Annotated in this window: 26 protein-coding genes and 1 other annotated feature; of the genes, 22 read left to right on the top strand and 4 right to left on the bottom strand. The window is 31.4% G+C overall.

Translation table 11 applies throughout. The annotated features are described in order from the left end of the window. Nucleotides 1–12: 12 nt before the first annotated feature. The gene (locus tag ACZ5N4_RS22815; protein WP_464204775.1) at nt 13–162 is read left to right on the top strand and encodes a hypothetical protein; all 150 of its coding nucleotides are present in this window, start codon (nt 13–15) and stop codon (nt 160–162) included. A gap of 95 nt (nt 163–257) precedes the next feature. After that, nucleotides 258–464, top strand: coding sequence for a hypothetical protein (locus ACZ5N4_RS22810; RefSeq protein ID WP_211141081.1), 207 nt, complete (start codon nt 258–260; stop codon nt 462–464). Nucleotides 465–511: 47 nt separating this feature from the next. Here ACZ5N4_RS22810 and ACZ5N4_RS22805 read toward each other — a convergent pair whose 3' ends face one another. Beyond that, entirely contained in the window at nt 512–865 is a 354-nt protein-coding gene (locus ACZ5N4_RS22805; protein ID WP_464204774.1) for a DUF2512 family protein, read from the bottom strand. 203 nt (nt 866–1,068) lie between these two features. On the opposite strand from ACZ5N4_RS22805, the gene ACZ5N4_RS22800 reads away from it, so the two are divergent. From ACZ5N4_RS22800 to ACZ5N4_RS22780, 5 genes are all read left to right on the top strand, one after another. Then, complete coding sequence (locus ACZ5N4_RS22800; RefSeq protein ID WP_464204773.1) at nt 1,069–1,269, top strand: small, acid-soluble spore protein, alpha/beta type; 201 nt, start codon at nt 1,069–1,071, stop codon at nt 1,267–1,269. Nucleotides 1,270–1,411: 142 nt separating this feature from the next. Next, nucleotides 1,412–1,561, top strand: a complete 150-nt coding sequence (locus tag ACZ5N4_RS22795; protein WP_464204772.1) for a polynucleotide phosphorylase — start codon at nt 1,412–1,414, stop codon at nt 1,559–1,561. A 119-nt stretch (nt 1,562–1,680) separates the two neighbouring features. Continuing rightward, on the top strand, nt 1,681–1,839 hold the full coding sequence (locus ACZ5N4_RS22790; protein ID WP_178905963.1) for a hypothetical protein: 159 nt from the start codon (nt 1,681–1,683) through the stop codon (nt 1,837–1,839). Between the two features lie 91 nt (nt 1,840–1,930). Continuing rightward, nucleotides 1,931–2,122: an asparagine synthase gene (locus ACZ5N4_RS22785; RefSeq protein WP_464204771.1), complete on the top strand. Its 192-nt coding sequence runs from the start codon at nt 1,931–1,933 to the stop codon at nt 2,120–2,122. A gap of 467 nt (nt 2,123–2,589) precedes the next feature. Next, nucleotides 2,590–2,784 carry an alpha/beta-type small acid-soluble spore protein gene (locus ACZ5N4_RS22780; RefSeq protein ID WP_464204770.1) on the top strand — a complete coding sequence of 65 codons (195 nt, stop codon included), beginning with the start codon at nt 2,590–2,592 and terminating at the stop codon, nt 2,782–2,784. 70 nt (nt 2,785–2,854) lie between these two features. Here the strand turns inward: ACZ5N4_RS22780 and ACZ5N4_RS22775 are convergent, their stop codons facing one another. Beyond that, the gene (locus ACZ5N4_RS22775) at nt 2,855–3,028 is read right to left on the bottom strand and encodes a hypothetical protein (protein ID WP_464204769.1); all 174 of its coding nucleotides are present in this window, start codon (nt 3,026–3,028) and stop codon (nt 2,855–2,857) included. 342 nt (nt 3,029–3,370) lie between these two features. Here ACZ5N4_RS22775 and ACZ5N4_RS22770 point away from each other — a divergent pair, with 342 nt between their 5' ends. The 8 genes from ACZ5N4_RS22770 (at nt 3,371) to ACZ5N4_RS22735 (ending at nt 9,321) form a co-directional block, all read left to right on the top strand. Beyond that, complete coding sequence (locus ACZ5N4_RS22770; RefSeq protein ID WP_464204768.1) at nt 3,371–3,532, top strand: aspartyl-phosphate phosphatase Spo0E family protein; 162 nt, start codon at nt 3,371–3,373, stop codon at nt 3,530–3,532. 69 nt (nt 3,533–3,601) lie between these two features. Beyond that, nucleotides 3,602–3,988, top strand: a complete 387-nt coding sequence (locus ACZ5N4_RS22765; RefSeq protein ID WP_464204767.1) for a ribosomal maturation YjgA family protein — start codon at nt 3,602–3,604, stop codon at nt 3,986–3,988. 46 nt (nt 3,989–4,034) lie between these two features. Next, nucleotides 4,035–4,088 (top strand) — a sequence feature (sodium ion sensor (DUF1646 type); this cis-regulatory element may regulate processes involved in with the transportation of sodium ions). A gap of 293 nt (nt 4,089–4,381) precedes the next feature. Beyond that, nucleotides 4,382–5,698 carry an electron transport complex subunit RsxC gene (gene rsxC, locus ACZ5N4_RS22760; RefSeq protein WP_464204766.1) on the top strand — a complete coding sequence of 439 codons (1,317 nt, stop codon included), beginning with the start codon at nt 4,382–4,384 and terminating at the stop codon, nt 5,696–5,698. Between the two features lie 19 nt (nt 5,699–5,717). Beyond that, on the top strand, nt 5,718–6,650 hold the full coding sequence (locus tag ACZ5N4_RS22755; RefSeq protein WP_464204765.1) for an RnfABCDGE type electron transport complex subunit D: 933 nt from the start codon (nt 5,718–5,720) through the stop codon (nt 6,648–6,650). Next, nucleotides 6,651–7,223, top strand: coding sequence for an RnfABCDGE type electron transport complex subunit G (locus ACZ5N4_RS22750; RefSeq protein WP_464204764.1), 573 nt, complete (start codon nt 6,651–6,653; stop codon nt 7,221–7,223). Next, a complete protein-coding gene (gene rsxE / locus ACZ5N4_RS22745) occupies nt 7,223–7,897 on the top strand; it encodes an electron transport complex subunit RsxE (RefSeq protein ID WP_464204763.1) in 675 nt (224 codons plus the stop codon). The genes ACZ5N4_RS22750 and rsxE overlap by 1 nt, the downstream gene beginning before the upstream one ends. Nucleotides 7,898–7,926: 29 nt before the next feature. Further along, nucleotides 7,927–8,505, top strand: a complete 579-nt coding sequence (rsxA, locus tag ACZ5N4_RS22740; RefSeq protein WP_178905973.1) for an electron transport complex subunit RsxA — start codon at nt 7,927–7,929, stop codon at nt 8,503–8,505. A gap of 18 nt (nt 8,506–8,523) precedes the next feature. Then, on the top strand, nt 8,524–9,321 hold the full coding sequence (locus ACZ5N4_RS22735) for an RnfABCDGE type electron transport complex subunit B (protein ID WP_464204762.1): 798 nt from the start codon (nt 8,524–8,526) through the stop codon (nt 9,319–9,321). Nucleotides 9,322–9,517: 196 nt separating this feature from the next. On the opposite strand, the gene polC is transcribed toward ACZ5N4_RS22735, so the two are convergent. Then, nucleotides 9,518–13,900: a DNA polymerase III subunit alpha gene (gene polC, locus ACZ5N4_RS22730; RefSeq protein ID WP_464204761.1), complete on the bottom strand. Its 4,383-nt coding sequence runs from the start codon at nt 13,898–13,900 to the stop codon at nt 9,518–9,520. Between the two features lie 535 nt (nt 13,901–14,435). On the opposite strand from polC, the gene ACZ5N4_RS22725 reads away from it, so the two are divergent. The 7 genes from ACZ5N4_RS22725 (at nt 14,436) to ACZ5N4_RS22695 (ending at nt 19,459) form a co-directional block, all read left to right on the top strand. Next, nucleotides 14,436–15,503, top strand: a complete 1,068-nt coding sequence (locus ACZ5N4_RS22725; RefSeq protein ID WP_464204760.1) for a Fic family protein — start codon at nt 14,436–14,438, stop codon at nt 15,501–15,503. 250 nt (nt 15,504–15,753) lie between these two features. Continuing rightward, complete coding sequence (locus tag ACZ5N4_RS22720; protein WP_464204759.1) at nt 15,754–15,951, top strand: DUF1659 domain-containing protein; 198 nt, start codon at nt 15,754–15,756, stop codon at nt 15,949–15,951. Nucleotides 15,952–16,022: 71 nt separating this feature from the next. Beyond that, entirely contained in the window at nt 16,023–16,376 is a 354-nt protein-coding gene (locus ACZ5N4_RS22715; RefSeq protein WP_464204758.1) for a hypothetical protein, read from the top strand. An 836-nt stretch (nt 16,377–17,212) separates the two neighbouring features. Next, on the top strand, nt 17,213–17,992 hold the full coding sequence (locus ACZ5N4_RS22710; protein WP_464204757.1) for an RNA polymerase sigma factor: 780 nt from the start codon (nt 17,213–17,215) through the stop codon (nt 17,990–17,992). Nucleotides 17,993–18,076: 84 nt separating this feature from the next. Further along, on the top strand, nt 18,077–18,409 hold the full coding sequence (locus ACZ5N4_RS22705) for a cupin domain-containing protein (RefSeq protein WP_464204756.1): 333 nt from the start codon (nt 18,077–18,079) through the stop codon (nt 18,407–18,409). A 333-nt stretch (nt 18,410–18,742) separates the two neighbouring features. Then, nucleotides 18,743–19,018, top strand: coding sequence for a hypothetical protein (locus ACZ5N4_RS22700; protein ID WP_464204755.1), 276 nt, complete (start codon nt 18,743–18,745; stop codon nt 19,016–19,018). 267 nt (nt 19,019–19,285) lie between these two features. Then, nucleotides 19,286–19,459, top strand: coding sequence for a hypothetical protein (locus ACZ5N4_RS22695; protein WP_464204754.1), 174 nt, complete (start codon nt 19,286–19,288; stop codon nt 19,457–19,459). 31 nt (nt 19,460–19,490) lie between these two features. Here the strand turns inward: ACZ5N4_RS22695 and ACZ5N4_RS22690 are convergent, their stop codons facing one another. Then, complete coding sequence (locus tag ACZ5N4_RS22690; RefSeq protein ID WP_464204753.1) at nt 19,491–19,766, bottom strand: hypothetical protein; 276 nt, start codon at nt 19,764–19,766, stop codon at nt 19,491–19,493. Nucleotides 19,767–20,623 lie beyond the last annotated feature (857 nt).

Genomic DNA, 20,623 nt, shown 5'->3' with positions numbered 1-20,623 from the left:
GGAGGATATGCTATGGTTAAAAAAAATCAAAAGCTTCCGCATGCACAAGCTATTAGGCATGCAAAAAGATTACTTGATAAAGGAAATAGTATTTCGCAGACTATACAACAAACCCAGTTAAGTCATACAGAAATATTAAGAATAAAAAATAAAGATATGTAAATAAATTAAAGAAAACTTGAAAACCTCAGAAGATATAACTGAGGTTTTCAATGCCTATCTAAGGAATCATATAAGCTGTAAAGAGGGTGAATGTTATGAAAAGACATATGATAGGACAACAAATAAGTGAGGAAAGACTTAAAGAAATAAAAGATATTAATGAAGCTAATAGAGCTGCAGATGAGATAAAAACAATAGAAATTAAACCTACAATGCAAACAGGGTATAATAAAGATGGAACAATAAAAGAAGAAGAAATAAAGCCATTTATGTACGAATTAAATGGCATAAAAGACAAATAAGAGCTGAAAAGCTCTTTTATTTTATTAATATATAAAGCTAGAGTTAATTATTCAAGCTTTTTTAATTTAGTATTAGCTAATAAATATCTATTAATAAAAAATTCAAAAATTGTTAGAATAGTTGCGGCTATTGAAGTTCCAATCAAGTTAACTGAAGCACCTGGAAGTAAAAACTGTGTAGAATAAATAACCGCAAATGCTACTAAAAACTCACCTATTGTATTTATTATTAAAAAGCCTGGTCTTAATAGAGCCAAATCTATCAAATGAGTTATTGCGGCAAGTATAACACCAACAAATATAGATTGATAAAAATATGGATAAGATATATCTGTAAATATATAGTTAGATAGTAATAATATAACGGGAAAAATTATAATTTTTGTTATGAAACCAACCATAAATATAAGGCTCCCTTCTTTATTTAATATATAGATTTGTTTATTAATATAATAATATTCTGTCCCAATTTTGAAAAATAATAGCTGCTTTTCATCTAATTAAATAGATTAATAAATCTGTAATGGAGCAAACTTATAATACAAGTAAATATTATATGCAACCACATAAAAACTTATAAAGGTTTAAGAGGAGGTAATATTTTATGGCAAGCAGAGGAAATAGAGTATTAGTACCAGAAGCTAAATATGCATTAGATCAATTTAAGATAGAAGTAGCAAGTGATTTTGGATTACCAAATTATGAGAATATAGATAAAGGAAATTTAACATCTAGAGAAAATGGCTCAATAGGTGGAGAAATGGTTAAAAGAATGGTTGAGTCATATGAAAGAGGCTTAAGATAAAGATATATATAGAAGAGTCAGATGGGTCATTTACCATCTGGCTTTTTTTATAATGTAAAGTTATTGTATAAAAGTTTAATATAATTATTAAAATAATAAGAGATTAATATCTTATTATATTTGAACACTAGGAGGTATTTACATGGAAGATAAGTTTATAAATAGCATAAAAGTTCTAGAATATGCAGATTTAAAGGAACATCAAGAAAAAAGAATGATGGAATTAGAAAAAAAGTTTAATGAAGAATTTGGTACAACATATTATTTTATGGTCATGGAACAAAACAGATAGTGTAATATTCCTGAGGTTATATTTACTAACCTCAGGGATATTCATTTTAATTTAAAATATTATTAGAAAGTATAAAATACTTTCTATATAAGAAAATAAGTTTAGAAGAGGGTGTTTATATGAAAAAAACATATTCAAAACAAGAACCTGATAGAAAACAGGTAAAAAGTCTAGATCCACAAAATGACTCAGATATAGATAGTCAAGCATATGGAGACGATACTTATATATCTACTCAAATTATAACAAATTATTATTATAATCCTAGAAATGAATAAACAATGTGGAAGTCAAGGCACTTAAATCTAGAATAAAGTAAAGTAGTATTAGGAAAAATAATAATACATTTAATCTTTAGGAGGTAGCTATATGAGAGAAGGTTTAGTACCTACAGTTTTAGGTGTTGCAGTAACCACAGGAGCAGTAGCTCTAAGGGCAATGGATATGAAAAAGAGAGGAATAAAGAGAAAAGAAATGTTGCCTATGGCAGAAACAGCTGCATTAGGATTTGGATTAGCCCATATAGTACTAGGAACTATAGATTTAATTGAGCATAGATAAAACAACTTAAAAGAAGCTAGATTTTAAACCTAGCTTCTTTTTTAAATGAAGGAAATTTATTATAGCGAGATTAATTACTTTATCAATCTCAAGTACAGTTTAACCTCAAATAAAAGTTTTTATACTAAATTATATAAGGTAAGTTGGAAAGTAGATATAATATTTTACGATTTTAAATTAAAATAACTCTGAATTTAATCAGAGTTATTTTAATTCTGCGGCTAAATGTTTTAAGTAGATGTTAATCATAATTTTATGGGTAGTGTTACATTATCAAGGCATTATATATTTTAGCCAAAATTTTAAGTTTTATACTAATAAGCCACAAACATTAATTAATAGTTTTTAATACAACCTTTAACAGTAACTAGATTTTTTGCATGTAATTTAATAGGTTATTAAATAGAAAAATACATAAACTTATACTACAATCAAACATTTAATAAATTAAAAGGAGGAACTAGATTATGGCAAGTAGAGGAAATAGAGTGTTAGTACCACAAGCAAAAGCAGGATTAGATAGATTTAAAATGGAATCAGCTAGAGAAGTAGGTGTAAATCTAAAAGAAGGATATAATGGAGATCTTACTTCAAGAGAAAATGGTTCTGTTGGAGGACAAATGGTTAAAAAAATGGTAGAAGCTTATGAAAGAGGCTTATAATAATATACTAAAATGAAAGTCAGAGTTAAATTAACTCTGACTTTTTATTTACCTATAGACTATTAATATACTAGTTTAAATCATTACCTTTAGAATTCTTAGCAATGTAAATAGTAAATGACTCTATTCCTAAATTAGCGAATCTAATAAATAGGATAAGCGAATATATAAGTAATCCCATTACCGAAATAAATAATACCATAGTGAGAATACCTACTATAGCAAATATATGATAATTCATCACACTAAAACCCCCTTAAGCTAAATATATTAAATTAATATTACGATATTACAAAAAACAAATAGATAATAAAAAATAGACATTTAATGTCACTACAGTAAAGCACCTGTTAAATTCAGGTGCTTATTTTGTTATCAAATTAAATTTTGTACTTTTAAAATGTGTAGTTAACCAAAAATAAAATTCCGTTTTTTATACAGATTTAATTCAAAAATATCTTAAATTTTGTAAAAAATGGTTGAATGTTTGTTCTGAATCATGTATAATATAATTATAATTAGAAAATAATAATAACTTTATAGTAATTCGTATCGAATATTATTATTTAAAATGGAGGTGCTTATAGTGGACAAGCAGTTAATTGAAAAAATTAAAAGGATAGAAAAGATGAGAGACTATATGCATGACTTGATAAATAGAAAGGGCAGTTTAACTGATCCGGAAGTGATATTAGCAAGCCAAATGCTAGATTGTAGCTTAAATGAGTACAATAGATTGTTCATTTAAATCTTAAAAATTTATATATTAATCATCAGTTCATTAATTTAAAAAAGTAATTTAAGATGAGGTTTAAGTATGACTTATAAACGCAATAGACTGCTGTATGGGTTTATGGTACTAGTTGTAATTATTTTAGGATTATGCTCAAGAAGGATGAGTAATCTTATACCAGGATTTTTAAATACATATTTAGGTGATGCTCTTTGGGCGTTAATGATTTTCTTTACATTCGGTTTTATTTTTAGAACTATAGAAACAAAGAAAGTTGCATTAATAGCAATAGCATTTTGCTATTTTATTGAATTAAGTCAGTTATACCATGCAAGTTGGATAGATAGTATTAGAAAAACAGCAATAGGAGGGTTGGTATTAGGATATGTATTTTTATGGAGTGACTTACTAGCTTATGCTATAGGAATTGGGGTAGGAGTAATTATCGAACTTTTTTTGTTTAAAAATTGAACTAATATAAATTTTATGGTATAGTCTTTATGTAATATTTTTTATCGGTTGGACAAACTAAAGTTTGATTCCAAGAAATTTGTTTCTAGGGTGGGAAACTCTTATTTGAGTATCCCATTTTTTTATTTTTTGAAATACCCAGTGTTTAAATTTACTCTTTTATTTGTTTTGCTAAGTGCTTTAAATTTTTCTCTAAAGAAATGTATTTTTAGACCATGGAAAATATATTTCCTTAGAGAATTTTCTCTTCTTTTAGGTATTTTTTTAAATATAAGAACTATTTAAAATTTAGTTTGAAACTTTAGAGGAGAGAATAAAAAAAATACTCTAGAATTAAGATAAATGGAGGCCTAAAGAATTCTTAAATACATTTTATATAAGGGAGGTTTACTTATGAATATATTCACTTTTAAAAGAGGTATCCACCCACCACATGGGAAATACCTTACTGAGAATAAAGCTATTGAGGAATTACTTCCAAAAGGATTATTAATATATCCGATGTTACAACATATTGGTGCTCCTTGTACTCCTTTAGTAAAAAAAGGAGACAGAGTATTAGCTGGACAAAAGATTGGTGAGGCAAAGGGTTTTGTTTCGTCTCCAGTGCACAGCTCTGTTTCTGGAACAGTGGAAAAAGTTATTGAAATGCCTACATCTAATGGAAGCAAGGTTATGTCTATAATTGTTAATAATGATGAGCTTTATGAAGAAATAGAAATACCAAAGCCTAAAGAGTATCACAATTTATCTAAAGAAGAAATAATAGGTCTTATTAGAGAAGCTGGAGTAGTAGGAATGGGTGGAGCAACTTTTCCAACTCATGTAAAGCTAACTCCTCCACCAGATAAGCCTATTGATTCTATAGTGATAAATGCTGCAGAGTGTGAACCTTATTTAACCTGTGATCATAGACTAATGCTTGAAGAAACTGGTGAGATAGTTGAGGGGTTAAAGGTACTAGCATTCTTATTTCCACAAGCCAAAATATATGTTGGAATTGAAAATAATAAGATGAATGCAGTGCAGTTAATGAAAAAAACTCTTAAGGATATACCTAATATGGAGGTAGCTCTTTTAAAGACAAAATATCCTCAGGGCGCTGAAAAACAACTAATATATGCTATTACTAAAAGAGAAATTCCTTCAGGTAAGTTACCAGCAGATGTAGGATGTATTGTGCAAAATATTACAACTGTTCGTGAAATATATAATGCAGTAGTGCTTGGAAGGCCGGTTATGACAAGAGTTGTAACTGTAACGGGGGAAGCTGTTAAAAACCCTAAAAACTTAAAGGTAAAGCTTGGTACATCTTGGTCTGAACTGATAGAAGCCTGTGAAGGTTTTAAGGAAGAGCCTATAAAGATTATAGGAGGAGGACCAATGATGGGAATGACTATATCCTCCTTAGAAGTTCCAGTTGTTAAAGGAACCTCAGGGATACTTTGCTTAACAAAAGAACAAGCGGTAATACCAGAGGAATCAAGTTGTATTAGATGCAGTAGATGTGTACAAGTTTGCCCTATGAAATTAACTCCAAGTTTTCTTGATTCTTATTCAAGAAGAAAAGAAGACGAGGCTTTTGAAAAGCTTCATGGCATGGATTGTATTGAATGTGGATGCTGTACCTTCTCATGCCCAGCTAAGCGTCATCTAGTACAATCTATACGTACAGCAAAAAGAAGAATTATAGCAAATAGAAAAAAATAGATTAAGGAGTGGCACTATAATGATTAAAACAAATTTTGCATTATCGTCATCCCCACATATTCGTGATAATGATTCTACAAAATCAATTATGAGGGATGTAATAATTGCCTTGATACCAGCAACCATAGCGGGGGTATATTTCTTTAAAACTCAAGCTTTATTTGTTATATTGACAACAGTTATATCCTGTGTTGCCACAGAGTATGCATGGCAAAAGATTACGAAACGTCCGATTACTATTGGCAACTATAGTTCGGTAGTAACGGGTCTTTTACTTGCCTTTAATGTTCCACCAACTTTACCTCTATGGATGGCGGTTGTAGGAAGTGTTTTTACTATACTTATAGTTAAGGAGTTTTTTGGAGGCATAGGACAAAATATAGTTAATCCAGCACTAGCAGGAAGAGCATTTTTACTTGCTTGTTACCCTGTTGCTATGACTACATGGAAAATAGATGGAATTACTTCAGCTACACCACTTGCAATTTTAAAATCACATCAAGGAAATTTACCGAGCCTATATAGTGTTTTTATAGGCCATGTAGGTGGATGTATAGGTGAGACTTCAGCTTTAGCACTGCTAATTGGTGCTGCATATCTTTTTTATAAAAGAATTATTACGTGGCATATACCAGTGTCCTATATAGCTACAGTTTTAATACTTACAACTATTGTAGGTAGAAATGGATTAATGACTGGGAACGGCATCTATGAACTATTTGCTGGTGGTCTTATGCTAGGCGCTTTCTTTATGGCAACGGATTATACTACATCTCCAATGACAGCCAATGGACAAATTGTATTTGGAATAGGCTGTGGTTTTTTAGCTACAGTAATCCGTATTTTTGGAGGTTACCCTGAAGGAGTGTCCTATTCTATATTAATTATGAACTTGTTTGTTCCACTAATAGATAAATATGTAACTCCAAGAGTGTTTGGGGAGGTGAAGTAATTGAAGGATAAAGAAATAGTTAAATTAGGGTTAATTCTTTTAATTATTGCCTCAGTGGCAGGCTTTATACTAGCAGGTGCTTATTCAATTACTAAGGAACCTATAGAAAATCAAAATATTAAAACTAATAAAGAGGCTATGAAAGAGCTAATTGCAGATGCAGAAGATTTTAAAAAAGTCCAAGGTATTAATGAAAAAAATATTTTAGAAGTTAATGAAGCAATAGCAGATTCTAAAACTATAGGATACACTATAAAAGTTTCCAGCAAAGGCTATAGTGGAGAAATACAAACTATGGTAGGTATTTCTACTAAAGGAGAGATCACAGGAATTAAAATATTATCTCAATCTGAAACTCCAGGACTTGGTGCTAATGCTGTGCAGCCAAAATTTTCAGGACAATATAGGAATAAGCCCGTAGCCAATGCTCTTGAAGTAGTAAAACATGCTGTATCAAAACCGAATGAAATTGAAGCCATGACAGGTGCTACAATTACTTCAAACGCAGTTACTACTGGAGTTAACGAAGCTGTAGATTTTTACAAAAACAAGTTGAAAGGGGGACAAAAATAATGGCAAGCATTAAGGAAAGGCTTAAAAATGGTATCTTTACTGAAAATGCAATATTCGTACAAGTTTTAGCAATGTGTCCTACTTTAGCTGTTACTACAAGTGCAAAAAATGGTATAGGAATGGGATTAGCATCAACAGTAGTATTAATGGGTTCTAATTTTGTTATATCCCTTCTTAGAAAATTTATACCTGATAAAATACGAATACCTAGCTTTATAGTTGTAATAGCCGGATTTGTTACTCTTATTCAATTTTTGATGCAAGGTTTTGTACCTTCATTATATAAGTCTCTTGGTATATTTATACCACTTATTGTTGTTAACTGCGTTATTCTTGGAAGAGCAGAAGCCTATGCTTCTAAAAATGATCCTATTTCTTCAATATTTGATGGACTTGGTCAAGGAATAGGTTTTACATTAGCTTTAGGAGTTATAGGAATTATAAGGGAATTTTTGGGTACTGGTAAAATATTTGATATTCAAATTGCTCCAATTTCATATGAACCTGCTTTAATTATGATACTTGCACCAGGTGCATTCTTTACATTAGGAATTTTAATGGCCCTTCTTAATTACTCAAAACTTAAAAAGAGTGGAAAAGGGAACAAAAGAATTTCTGAATTTGAAGGCTGTGCATACTGTCCTAATAAATCCGCTTGTTCTTCTATCAAATAGCAGTGTATTGAAAGAAAGGATGTTTAACAATGAAACTATTTTATTTAGTTATTGGAGCTTTATTTGTTAATAACTTTGTAATGTCAAGATTTTTAGGGATATGCTCCTTCCTTGGAGTTTCTAAAAAAATTGAAACAGCAAAGGGGATGGGCCTTGCCGTTACTTTTGTTATGACCATTGCATCGCTTATTACTTATTTAATCAGTAATTTTATATTAATACCTTTAAATATAACTTATTTAACTACTATGGCGTATATTTTAGTTATTGCTTCTTTGGTACAATTCGTTGAAATGGTAATAAGGAAGATGAGTCCATCTCTTTATTCTGCCCTGGGGATATTTCTTCCGCTAATTACAACAAACTGTGCTATTCTTGGAGCGGTATTAATTAATGTACAGGAAAAATATACTTTAGTAGAATCCTTAGTCTTTGGTGCTGCTTCTGGTCTTGGATATATGCTTGCGATAGTACTTCTTGCAGGGCTTAGAGAAAGAATGGAAGCTAATGATAAAATACCTGAAGCTTTAAAGGGATTACCATTATCATTAATAACTGCAGGATTAATGTCTATAGCATTTTTAGGATTTCAAGGGTTAATACATTAAGAGGGGAGGTATCTATGAATGAAAGAATTATTATTAGCAGTGATAACTTTAGGTGGACTTGGCTTATTATTTGGAATAATCTTAGGATATTCCTCTAAGAAATTTGCAGTTGAAGTAGATGAAAAGGTACCATTAATAAAAGAATGTTTACCTGGAGCTAATTGCGGTGGTTGTGGATATGCAGGTTGTGATGCCTATGCCCAAGCTGTTGCAGATGAAATTGCTGCAACAAATTGTTGTGCTGCTGCAGGGGCTGCAGGGGCTGAGAAAATTGCAGAAATAATGGGGGTATCTATTAATGCAGGAGAGGCCAATGTTGCTTTTGTAAAATGTAAAGGAACTTGTGATAAAGCTAAGGAAAAAGGGATCTACTATGGTATAGCGAGCTGTATTGATGCAGTGAATATACCTGGTGGTGGTTCAAAAGCCTGTGAGTTTGGATGTCTAGGCCTTGGCAGCTGTGTTGAAGCTTGTAAGTTTGATGCATTGAATATTATTAATGATATTGCGGTAATAGATGAAGAAAAGTGCATAGGATGCGGTGCTTGTGTAAAAACTTGCCCTAAAAAAGTTATAGATCTGCTGCCAGTATCAAAAAAGGTTGAGATAGGATGTAATTCGAAAACAAAAGGAATAGAAGTTAAGAATAACTGCAGTGTTGGATGCATATCTTGTGGTCTTTGTGCAAGAAACTGTCCTGAAGAAGCGATTGAAATGGTTAATAATCTTCCAGTTATAAATCATGATAAGTGTGTAGGTTGTGGAATTTGCATAGAAAAATGTCCAACTCATGCTATTGTGAATAGAAAATGGTAGGAATTACGTGAAGAGTAGCATATAATATTTAATGTTTAAATAGAACCCTATAGTTAGAACTTTTTCTAACTATAGGGCTTTCTGTACTAAGATATATTATTAGGCATTACAAAGATAATCATCTTAGGATAAAGCTCGAGAACTAGTAATCAATCATGTACTTTATGCCATCAACCTACACTAGGACTTTTACTAGTTAGATTACATCAAAAAAACTCACTTGATCACTTTCCGGAAGACCGTTTAAGCACCCAAACTTTTTAAGCGATTCTACAGCGGCATTTCCTATCTTAGCACGTTTCTTTAGATCTTCTATTGAGCTGATAGGCTTTCCTTCTTGTTCTGCTTCTTGTACTGCGTTATATATACCTTCTGCTGCCACATTTCCCATACCGGCTATACTGTTTATAGGTGGCCTTATGCCATCCTCCTCCATTAAGAAGTTTATGGCATGAGATTTATATAAATCAATTGGTAAGAAATTAATGCCTCTCTCATACATTTCCAAAACCAGTTCTAGATCATCGAACATATCCTTATCCTTAGGTCCCGCTTGATTGCCCATCATTTCAATTTCCTTCATCTTTTCCTTAACCTTTTCTTTGCCGAATATCATAAATTCTGCGTCAAAGGCTTTTGCTCTGATAGAGAAATATGCTGAGTAATAAGCCTTAGGAATGTGAACCTTAAACCAAGCTATTCTGAATGCCATCATTACGTAGGCAGCAGCATGGGCCTTAGGAAACATGTATTTTATCTTTTTACAGGAACCTATGTACCACTCTGGCACCTCGTGCTCCCTCATTAAAGCCTCATATTCCGGAAATTTTGGGTCTTTTAGTGCCTTTCCCTTACGCACCAACTCCATTATCTTAAAGGCTGAATTTGGTGGCAGATTTTGTTTGATAAGATAAACCATGATATCATCTCTGGTACATACCGCTTCACTTATGCTGGTAACTATTTTTTGATCAATCAAGTCCTTAGCATTTCCAAGCCACACGTCAGTACCGTGGGAAAGTCCTGATATACATATTAAATCCATGAAGGTTTTTGGCATTGTATCTAAAAGCATTCCTCTTACGAACTTAGTACCAAACTCAGGAATACCAAAGGTTCCTACCTTTGAATTTATCTGCTCTGGCGCTACTCCCAAAGCTTCCGTGGATGAAAATATAGACATAGTCTCCTTATCATCCATAGGTATGGTTTGAGGATCCACTCCCGTTAAATCCTGCAGCATTCTTATTACTGTAGGATCGTCGTGGCCCAGTATATCTAGCTTCAATAGGTTCTGGTCAATAGAGTGATAGTCAAAATGTGTTGTTATAATATCCGAATTTGGATCATCAGCTGGATGCTGTACAGGGCAAAATTCAAAAATTTCTCTTCCCTTAGGTACAACTATGATTCCACCAGGGTGTTGCCCTGAAGTTCTTTTTATACCTGTACAGCCCTTTGAAATTCTGAGGACTTCTGCCTTGTTTACTGAAATATTTTTTTCATCATAATACTTTTTCACATATCCAAAGGCTGTTTTTTCTGCTATGGTACCTATGGTTCCAGCCTTAAAGGTTGTGCCCTTTCCAAAGATGACCTCTGTGTATTTATGAGCCTTTGCCTGGTATTCTCCTGAGAAATTTAAGTCTATATCCGGCTCCTTATCTCCATTGAATCCCAAGAAGGTTTCGAAAGGAATATCTATGCCGTCCTTAGCTAAGTTTTCTCCACAAACAGGGCAAGCCTTATCAGGCAAATCAAAGCCAAGTTTAATGCCGTAATCCTCAAAGTCTGAATACTTGCATTTTGGACACCTGTAATGTGGCGGCAGGGCATTTACTTCCGTTATACCGGTCATATACGCAACAACAGAGGAACCAACAGATCCTCTGGAACCTACCAGATAACCATCCTCATTTGATTTCCAAACGAGCTTCTGAGCTATAATGTACATCACGGAGAAACCATTTTTTATAATAGAATCCAGCTCCTTCTCTAGTCTTTTCTGAACAAGTTCCGGAAGTGGATCTCCATAAAGCTCATGAGCCTTTTCAAAGGTAATATCCTTAATGGTCTGCTCACAGCCATCTATGTGTGGTGTAGCTTTATCTGGTGAAATAGGACTGATCTGTTCACACATATCTGCTATCAAATTAGTATTTGTAACAACAACCTCATAGGCCTTTTCTGCTCCTAAATAGTCAAATTCCTTAAGCATCTCCTCGGTAGTTCTTAAATATAAAGGCGCCTGATTATCTGCATCCTTAAAGCCCTGACCTGCCTCTAGTATACGTCTATATATCTCATCCTCAGGGTCTATGAAATGAACGTCTCCTGTGGCAACTACAGGTTTATTTAATTTTTCTCCCAGAGCTACAATTTTTTTATTGATTTCCTTTAGATATTCTTTATTAGGTACCTGCTCTTGCCTTACTAAATAATCATTGTTTCCAAGAGGCTGGATTTCCAAATAATCATATTCCTCAGCAATAGCTTCAATTTCCTCATCGGATTTTCCTAGGAGTATTGATTGATACAATTCCCCCTCACTGCAGGCACTTCCAAGAATTAAGCCCTCAGAATATTTTTTTAACATACTCTTTAATATACGAGGTTTTTTATAAAAATAATCTAAATTAGAATAAGATACTAGCCTATATAAATTCTTTAGTCCCTCATAATTCTTTGCGAATATTATTGCATGATAAGTTCTAAGCTTTTTATAGGCTTCCTTCTTTGCAACTTCATCAGAACCATATATGTCTATATCTTCAAGAGTTTTTGCTCCTCTTTCCTTTAGCTTTTCAAGCATTATCTTAAAGACCTTAACGGTAGTTTCTACGTCATCTAAAGCTCTATGTGCAACCTCCACCTTTATGCCAAGGTTTTTAGCGATTCTTCCTAATTTATAGGTTTTAAATTCAGGGAAAACCTCCTGAGCTAAAGTCAAGGTATCCAAATATGTGAAGTCGAAATCATAGCCTAAAACTTTGGCATTATGCTTTAAGAAGTTTATATCAAATCCAGCATTATGAGCTACCAAGACACTTCCCTCAATAAATTCCAGCATTTTAGGGAATACCTTATCTATGGTTTCTGCATCCTTTACCATATCATTAGTTATATTTGTAACCTCCACAACCCTTGGTGGAATAGGCTTTTCAGGATTTACAAAACAGCTAAAGCTGTCTATTACCTTTCCATCCTTAAACTTCATAATTCCTATTTCAGTAATTTTTTCAGTTACTGGTGAAAAACCTGTAGTTTCCAAATCCAGTACGCAATAAGTAGTATCGATGCTCTGTCCCTTAGGATTTGTTACAGAAGGTTTTTTATCTGGTGCTAAATAAGCCTCCACTCCATACAATATCTTCATATCTGGATTATCTCTTCCTAGGAGCTTATGTGCATCAGGGAATGACTGCACCACTCCATGATCCGTTATGGCAATAGCTTTCATGCCCCAGCTTATGGCTCTTTTAATCAAATCAGAGGCACCGGTCATAGCATCCATCTGACTCATTTGTGTATGCATATGCAGCTCTACCCTCTTCACTTCAGCATTATCCTGCCTCTTAGTCTTCTTCATACCTTCTGTTTCTATTATAATATTAGCGATCATCTCAACTTCACCAGAAAACTGGCTATAGCCTGCATTTCCAGCAACCCTAACACCCTTAGCCTTTTTAAGCCTAGATGTTACCTCACCCTCTTCACCAGGCTTTAAGAAAGACTTACAGGTCATGGAGCTTGATCCGTCATATAAGTCAAAGGAAACTAATGTTTTTCCGCTTCTTAATTCCTTTGCTTCCATATTGGATATTTCACCTTCTAAAACTATTCTACCTTCATCCGGTGTAATGTCAGTAATTTTTATTATAGGTTCCTTAATTTTAGAGCTTCTGCCTAATATCAAGAATGGGTCATCTTTTTTATCAGCAGTCTCTGCCTTTCCTTCTTGTTTCTTTTCCGATTTCCATACTTGTTTCTTTTCTGCTGCTTCCTTAGGCGGTTTAGGGGTATTACTGCTTGGAGCGGCCTTAACTTCCTTTTGAGTAATAAGCAGTTCCTTCGCAAATGTTTCATCTTGCATTCTTATAAATTCTTCACAGCTTACATTATCAACAAAATTTACTTTATATGCTGTGCCGTACAAGTTTTTTATGGCATCATGAATTTTTTTATCATAACCCATGGATTTTAAAAAGTCTGATGCTGCCATATTAAAATTGAAATTTATGGTGTTTTCAACCACTTTATATTCACTATTATTTAGCACTGCTTTTAAGGCAGGATAGCTATCTGCCACGAAGAGTATAATATTTTTTAGTTCCTCTTCTATGGGCTTTTTATCCGTTCCATCAGCATACTTTACAGCGATCTTAGAATCTTTTAATGCAAATCTTTCTCTTATAAACTTATTGAGGCTTTCAAATTCTCCTATTTCAATATATTTATCTGAGCTGATTTTCATTTCCAGGGTTTTAGTTTTTTTACTTAAGACTACAGATTCTACAATAGCAGTATTTATGTTACCCACTGACTCATAATCACTAAAAATTTCATTTATTCTTTTCATCTGCTCTTTAACCTTCTCTCAAAAATTTTTAGTATGTTACTATTATATAAGATAGACTTATGCTTTGTCATGTAGGAAAAATAGGTATACAAGCACTCATTTATAAAAATCACAAGGCACGATCGTGCTTTTTTATATTTCTATAATAATAATTTTACCGATTAATTAAAAAAAATGTAGTTTATGTACAGTAATACTACACACATTATTATGACGTCTTACCATCTGTGACCGTACGATTTTATGCTATTCGTAATAATAATTATATTTCTCATGATAAATTGAATTTAGAAAAATTTAATCAGCCAATCTTAATTGAATCTATAAATTAAATATTATGAGTTGTATCTACGATGTTTTATTTTGTATTGGTTTGTTTTAACATGTTACTTGAAATTGAATTAAATCTTATAGGTAAAAATATATCATATAGGGTATATAATTTTTAAATATGGGTAAAATTTTAAAAAAATTACCTATGTTTGATTGAAGTAGGTAATTATGTGTAGTATACTACCTATAAGAGGTGATGGGAATGTTAAGAATATTACCACCAAATGTAAATTTCGATACAATTAGGATATTAAAACAACTTGCAAATACTAATAGAGCGCTTGCAGAGCTCAAAGGTTACGCAGACACTATACCAAATAAACATATCCTAATTAATGCTATAAATCTAAATGAAGCTAAAGACAGCTCTGAAATTGAGCAAATAATAACAACTCATGACGATTTATACAAGGCGTTAACTTATGAAAATGCTGCTACGCCTGCTGCGAAAGAGGTCGTGAATTATAGAACTGCTCTATGGCATGGATATGAATTGGTTAAAGAGAGAGAAATTTTAACTACTAATATGTTGATTGATATTCAGGGAGTAATAGAACAAAATAAAGCAGGAATTAGAAAACTTCCTGGGACAGCGCTTAAAAATGCGTTAACAGGAGAAGTGGTATATACTCCTCCACAATCTGAACAGGAGATTATAGAATATTTATCCAACCTAGAGTTTTATATAAATGATGATAGTGATGGGGTGGACCCATTAATAAAATTGTCAGTAATACATTATCAATTTGAAGCTATTCATCCATTTTATGATGGCAATGGAAGGACTGGAAGGATATTAAATGTTTTATATTTGGTACTTAAAGGATTATTAGATAGTCCAATCCTTTACTTGAGTAGATATATATTAGATAACAAAGCATCCTATTATAAGCTTTTAGGTTCTCTGCAAAATAATCCAGATGATTATGAAGAATGGGTGCTATTTATACTAGCTGGCATTGAAGAAACTTCTATAGAGACATTTAAGCTTGTGAAAGCAATTGTAGATGAAATAAATAATTATAGTGAGGATTTGAAACAAAAGTTACCAGCATTGTATTCTAAGGAGCTAATAGAATTATTATTCTACGAATTTTATACTAAAACACAGTATATTGAAAAAGGTATGAGGGTAACTAGAAAAACTGCAGTCAGTTATCTCAATCAGCTAGAGAAAAATGGATTTTTATCTTCACAAAAAATTGGCAGAGAAAGAATCTACTGTAACGATAGATTGTTTAATGTAGTAAAAGAAAGCAATAAGCATTAATATAAAGAAAGTATGATTCTAACATTTTACAGACACTATCTGTAAAATTAACATGGTCTTATTTGCTAAAGCTTACAGTAATACAGGATACTTTAATTGAATATTGGAGGCAAAACACTAAAAAAGTCGCTGTTCATTGTGATTTAAACTATAGAAAAGCTATAGAAATTAAAAAAGAAGCACTAAATAAGCTGAGAAAATATCTAAAATAGCATATATATAAGTAAATACAAAGAAAGGAGAGGATATCATGGCAGCATCATCAATGAACCTTTCTTCTGATTTAGTTATTGTAACTGAGACTGGGGTAGATAAACAAGGCAAAGAAATACTTAAAAAATCAACACTTGGAAAAATAGCCTTCAATGCAGCAGATCAAGATGTTTTTGATGTGGTGGAGGGAGTAGAAAAAATGCTAAGTTACCCAATAAATGAGATTCAATATTAATATTTTGCCTTTATCAAGGACGACAAATAGGAATATATGAAGTTAATTTATGGTTCTTAGAAAACGAAGTAATGCTACCAGAAGATGCATTAGAAAATATTATTTCTAAAAATGAGGACTTGATAAAAGAATATATACTTGAAAAAGAAGAAGAAAGCAAAAAAATAAAAGAAGAATTTCATCAGTATCTTTTGAATGATGAAAAATTTCATAAATGTACAAATGCTTCTTTAAGAACAACCTATAGGATGGAATTATACAAAGATAAAGAACATCAAAACTTTAAAAAAGCATTTATAAGAGGAACAGATTACCAACGTCATAATGAATATGATGAATTTATAGAGATGGTGTGGAGAGAATACAAAGAGAGTTTAAAAAAGAAAAGCCATAGCCCTTATCTTAATTATTCTGAAATTGATTAGTAAATTACAATATTGGATATAAAGTTATAAGTAACATCAATTTTACTTATAAAAAAGCTTAGCAATGATGTATAAATTACATTTTTAGTTAAATTTGAATCTTTCATAGTAACATCCCTCCGAAAACATTGAATTCAAGATCAAATGGTATATGTTAATAAATCACTCTTTATCTAAGAATTCATGTATATGAGGGTAAGTCTTAATACTAAAAGTAAAGACTGGTTAACCCTGCAAGTTATAAATAGTTACGTTTAAAACTATAATCTATTATATTTAGCCTATTAAATTTTATATCTAATAAACCTAGGTAATAAAAAACTTCAATCATTAATTTTTCGGAGTAATATTGTAAATTTATACATTAACATACAAAACTTCCTAATAAGTATAATATCATATTTCGATTAAATATTAAATATAAAAAGACAGTTGAATGCAAAAGTTTAGATAGGCTTTATGATTATAATTAATACTTGGATGAGTGGAAATTTAGAATAGTTATTAATGTAAATATCATCCCAAATATCATGATATTGAAAAAATTTACATGTATATAGACATTGTTTATATATATTGTAAGGTAATGATTGATATATTTTATGAAATTAATGTGACATAACTATTGAAAATGGAAATACGAACGATGGCCTTTGAAAATCGAATAATGCGGTGTCAAAAATTATTATGTTTTCCATAAAACTATGAAAATATATAGATATAGTGGTATAATTTTTGTAAAGATTAAATTAGGAATATAATATCATACAATAATTGTTGGGAAAAATTGTATTTATTAAAGCATAATAGATGGATATTAAATAGAGGGTGAAAATTTGAATTTTATCGAGGTGTTCAGAGAGTATAATAGGTATATTTATTCTTATGCATATAAATTAACTAACCATAAAGAATCAGCAGAAGATTTAACACAAGAGACATTTCTTAAAGCATATAAAGAGATATCCCAATTAAGGGATAAAGATTCCATTAGGTTTTGGCTTCGAAGAATATGCTTTAATACTCATTTAATGAATCTGAGGAAGCTGAAAAAATTAGCAGAAATCCCATACGGCGAAATACTTGAGTTACAGCAACTTGGAAACTTGATAAATATTGATAATTCAATTCCGAGCATTGAAGATGAAATAATAGTGGAAGAAACTATTAAAAAAATTCAAAATGGATGTTTCTTAACAATGGTTCATAGATTATCTGAGAACCAAAGAATAGTATTTTCTTTAGTTGATATGTTTGGTTTAAGCACAGAAGAAGTTTCGAAAATAATAAACTTAACTGAATCAGCAACAAAGGCTTTACTCTATCGTGCTAGAGTTAAATTAGATAAGTTCTTTGGAGGGAATTGTAGTTTGGTAGATGTTAAGAATCCATGTAGTTGCAAAGCTTGGAATGAGTTCACTAATCATAGAGAAAAGATGAAAAAAAATTTTTTGGAAAGTAAGAATGATAGAAAAGGTAATTTAACTTGTTCTTTAGAAATAATTGATTCAGATGTAGAAAAAAAATTAAGATATTTGTATGCTAATATGCCTGACCATAAGCCATCTAATGAATGGTACGAAGATGTGTTATCAAATTTAAAAAAAATATTTTAAAAAGAACAAAAATGGCACAACTTTAATTATTTTAATGCATCTTATATAGTATAGGTCAATAAATGATTAAGGAGTTGTGAGATTATGTCAAAAATTTTTCCGGAAGTAGTTGAAAATTTACCATTTGCAGACATTCCTTTGAAAGGGGTGACAGCTTTTTTGTCTCAAGGAGAGAATCAACAAATATTATTTATGGAATTTGAAGAGGATGTTGATTTGCCTGAACATAAACATGAAAGTCAATATGGCATTGTTCTTGAAGGTAAGATTGAACTAGTTATTGGTGGCATAAAGAATACTTATGTAAAAGGTGACAGATATTATATCACATCGGGTGTAAAGCACTATGGTAAAATTTATGCTGGATATGCAGATATCACATTTTTCAATCAAAAGGATAGATATAATACAAAATAGCATTTTAATACTGTACTTATTACTTAAGCACTGCATTATTCTAAACTGAATGTTGCAGTGTTTTTTGTCGCATTTCCAAGATGATATCTAGTTACTATAAATTTATAATAACTAGGTATTATGAAAAATTTGCGACGTAACTGCTGAAAATGGAAATACAAACAGTGGTCTTTGAAAACCGAATAATGCGGTGTAAAAAAATAAGTACTTATTCCTTTGTTGAAAACTTCCATATAATAATATTGAAAATATGTTATGATTTATATATGTTTAGTTCGAAGTTGTAATATATGGTAAAATAATCTTAAAAGATAAAAATGGAGGTGGAGGAATATGGACAAACAAGAAAAGCGTTTAGCAAAATGGGAAAAAATAAAAAGTAAAGGATTAATGTCATATATACTTAAAACAGGAATACTTTACTACGGATTATCTTTCTTCTTAACATGGGTATTTTTAGTCCCTTTTATAGAAAGTAGTTATACGTTTAACTTTATTTACAAAGAAACATTTACAACTAAACTAATTATTTTTAGCATTGTATCACCTCTGTTCGGAATGCTAATGGGGTATACAGGATGGAAGGGTTTTGAAAAGAAATATGAATAGCCTTAATATAATTTAATGGCATAATCTTCATCTTTAACGTAACAACTGAAAAAACGAATAATTTATTAGAGCACCGCATTATTCAGTTTGAATTTTGTGGTGTTTTTGTGTCGCATTTCAAATAAGAAGTTCAGCTACTGTAAATTTGTGATATATGTACTTTCATCTTATTATTTTGAAATATTAGATGAATTTATATTTTTAAAACATACTTATCTAATGTTATTATTTTTAGCATTTTGGTTATAATTAAGCTGAGGTAATAACTTGAGTGATAAATTTATTGTAAATACACCTATTAGTATAACAGCAGAGAATAGAACTAAGATTAAAAACTTAATTAAGAGCTTAGAAGCTATTAATGCTATAGATGAATATATTGCAAAACTTATTATAGCTGAAGCTGAATGTTTAGATTATTTAGAGAAACATAAATTATAATTGTAAGTAAGAAGTTTTTAGGTGTCATTATCTAATGAAGCAATGGACTAGCTTTTCCTCTTCCTTTCCTCAGAAGAAAAGCTGGTCCATTGGCATTTATTATAATGGATGCTCCGCCCAAACCAGGCAGTAGTGCTTCGTGGGTCTTTATAATGGCTCCTGTACAGTCGAAGGAAGCTTTGGACAAGCATATAATGGCAGTAGTTTTAAGGTTAATGAAAGTCTTAACTAACACAAAATATAATCTTATAATCAAACTTTGTGCATCCATAATAAGCTTGTCCAAAGCAAAATATAATGGGAGCATCCCAAACCCCAGTAGTATTCCTCTAGGGTCTTTCGCTTGTCTACTTCGCTAAACAAAGGGAGATTTAGCGTAAGTAAAACAAGCCATTAAGGCTTGTCTGACTTCGCCAAATCTATTGTTTAGCAAAATAAACAAGCGTTTAGGGGAGCGCTCTTAGGTCCTGCTGAGGTATTCCTTTGTGGTAACTCAACGAAGCGAGTTTTTAATAATTAGTTACTTTTAGTTCCGCTCCGGCACAAGGGTGGACATGCTTCTAACTCTTGGCTTCAAGTATAAGCCATAAGGTGACTTGTCCTTATAGCCAAGGTTACAAGGCAAGTCCACCCTGGTTTGTGTATGTGTTATTTTATAGGAATATAAATTTGTTTGTAAATAAAAATACTAATATGGTTTAATATGGTATAATTAAATGAGAAAAATTTTGTCGTATTTAATATAATTTAGGAGAAGTAGATTATGTCTATAATGGGAAGTTCATAGAGACCCAAGACTTTAATAATTATGAATACCTTTAAGAAGTATAGAGGGATAAATAATGAGTAACAGATTAATGAAAAAAGAATTTGAGAATGCAATTCAACTAAAGTATAAAATAAGTTCCAATAGATAATGCAAATGCTGAAAGCAAATACATATTTTATCATTCTTCAGTTAGATATAAATATGAAGATCGGCTGAAATTGAAACATCCTGATGCAGATAATATGTACATAGAAAAAATGTAGATGAAAATATAAAGGGGAGGAGATCATATGGGATTATCAGATGCACATAAGGGGTATGAATATCAAGATTTACTAACTTCATATTTTATTATTAATGACCTTCTCAAAGGCAATTCTTCAGAGTTCAAGGTT

The sequence above is a fragment of the Clostridium nitrophenolicum genome, assembly GCF_055391695.1.
The sequence above is the reverse complement of the archived record's forward strand: the minus strand, read 5'-3'. Positions and strand labels throughout refer to the sequence as shown.

Coding starts and splice junctions, on each gene's coding strand:
- ACZ5N4_RS22815 (WP_464204775.1), top strand. CDS start 13: ATGGTTAAAAAAAATCAAAAGCTTCCGCATGCACAAGCTATTAGGCAT.
- ACZ5N4_RS22810 (WP_211141081.1), top strand. CDS start 258: ATGAAAAGACATATGATAGGACAACAAATAAGTGAGGAAAGACTTAAA.
- ACZ5N4_RS22805 (WP_464204774.1), bottom strand. CDS start 865: ATGGTTGGTTTCATAACAAAAATTATAATTTTTCCCGTTATATTATTA.
- ACZ5N4_RS22800 (WP_464204773.1), top strand. CDS start 1,069: ATGGCAAGCAGAGGAAATAGAGTATTAGTACCAGAAGCTAAATATGCA.
- ACZ5N4_RS22795 (WP_464204772.1), top strand. CDS start 1,412: ATGGAAGATAAGTTTATAAATAGCATAAAAGTTCTAGAATATGCAGAT.
- ACZ5N4_RS22790 (WP_178905963.1), top strand. CDS start 1,681: ATGAAAAAAACATATTCAAAACAAGAACCTGATAGAAAACAGGTAAAA.
- ACZ5N4_RS22785 (WP_464204771.1), top strand. CDS start 1,931: ATGAGAGAAGGTTTAGTACCTACAGTTTTAGGTGTTGCAGTAACCACA.
- ACZ5N4_RS22780 (WP_464204770.1), top strand. CDS start 2,590: ATGGCAAGTAGAGGAAATAGAGTGTTAGTACCACAAGCAAAAGCAGGA.
- ACZ5N4_RS22765 (WP_464204767.1), top strand. CDS start 3,602: ATGACTTATAAACGCAATAGACTGCTGTATGGGTTTATGGTACTAGTT.
- rsxC (WP_464204766.1), top strand. CDS start 4,382: ATGAATATATTCACTTTTAAAAGAGGTATCCACCCACCACATGGGAAA.
- ACZ5N4_RS22755 (WP_464204765.1), top strand. CDS start 5,718: ATGATTAAAACAAATTTTGCATTATCGTCATCCCCACATATTCGTGAT.
- rsxE (WP_464204763.1), top strand. CDS start 7,223: ATGGCAAGCATTAAGGAAAGGCTTAAAAATGGTATCTTTACTGAAAAT.
- rsxA (WP_178905973.1), top strand. CDS start 7,927: ATGAAACTATTTTATTTAGTTATTGGAGCTTTATTTGTTAATAACTTT.
- ACZ5N4_RS22735 (WP_464204762.1), top strand. CDS start 8,524: ATGAAAGAATTATTATTAGCAGTGATAACTTTAGGTGGACTTGGCTTA.
- polC (WP_464204761.1), bottom strand. CDS start 13,900: ATGAAAAGAATAAATGAAATTTTTAGTGATTATGAGTCAGTGGGTAAC.
- ACZ5N4_RS22725 (WP_464204760.1), top strand. CDS start 14,436: ATGTTAAGAATATTACCACCAAATGTAAATTTCGATACAATTAGGATA.
- ACZ5N4_RS22720 (WP_464204759.1), top strand. CDS start 15,754: ATGGCAGCATCATCAATGAACCTTTCTTCTGATTTAGTTATTGTAACT.
- ACZ5N4_RS22715 (WP_464204758.1), top strand. CDS start 16,023: ATGCTACCAGAAGATGCATTAGAAAATATTATTTCTAAAAATGAGGAC.
- ACZ5N4_RS22705 (WP_464204756.1), top strand. CDS start 18,077: ATGTCAAAAATTTTTCCGGAAGTAGTTGAAAATTTACCATTTGCAGAC.
- ACZ5N4_RS22700 (WP_464204755.1), top strand. CDS start 18,743: ATGGACAAACAAGAAAAGCGTTTAGCAAAATGGGAAAAAATAAAAAGT.
- ACZ5N4_RS22690 (WP_464204753.1), bottom strand. CDS start 19,766: ATGCTCCCATTATATTTTGCTTTGGACAAGCTTATTATGGATGCACAA.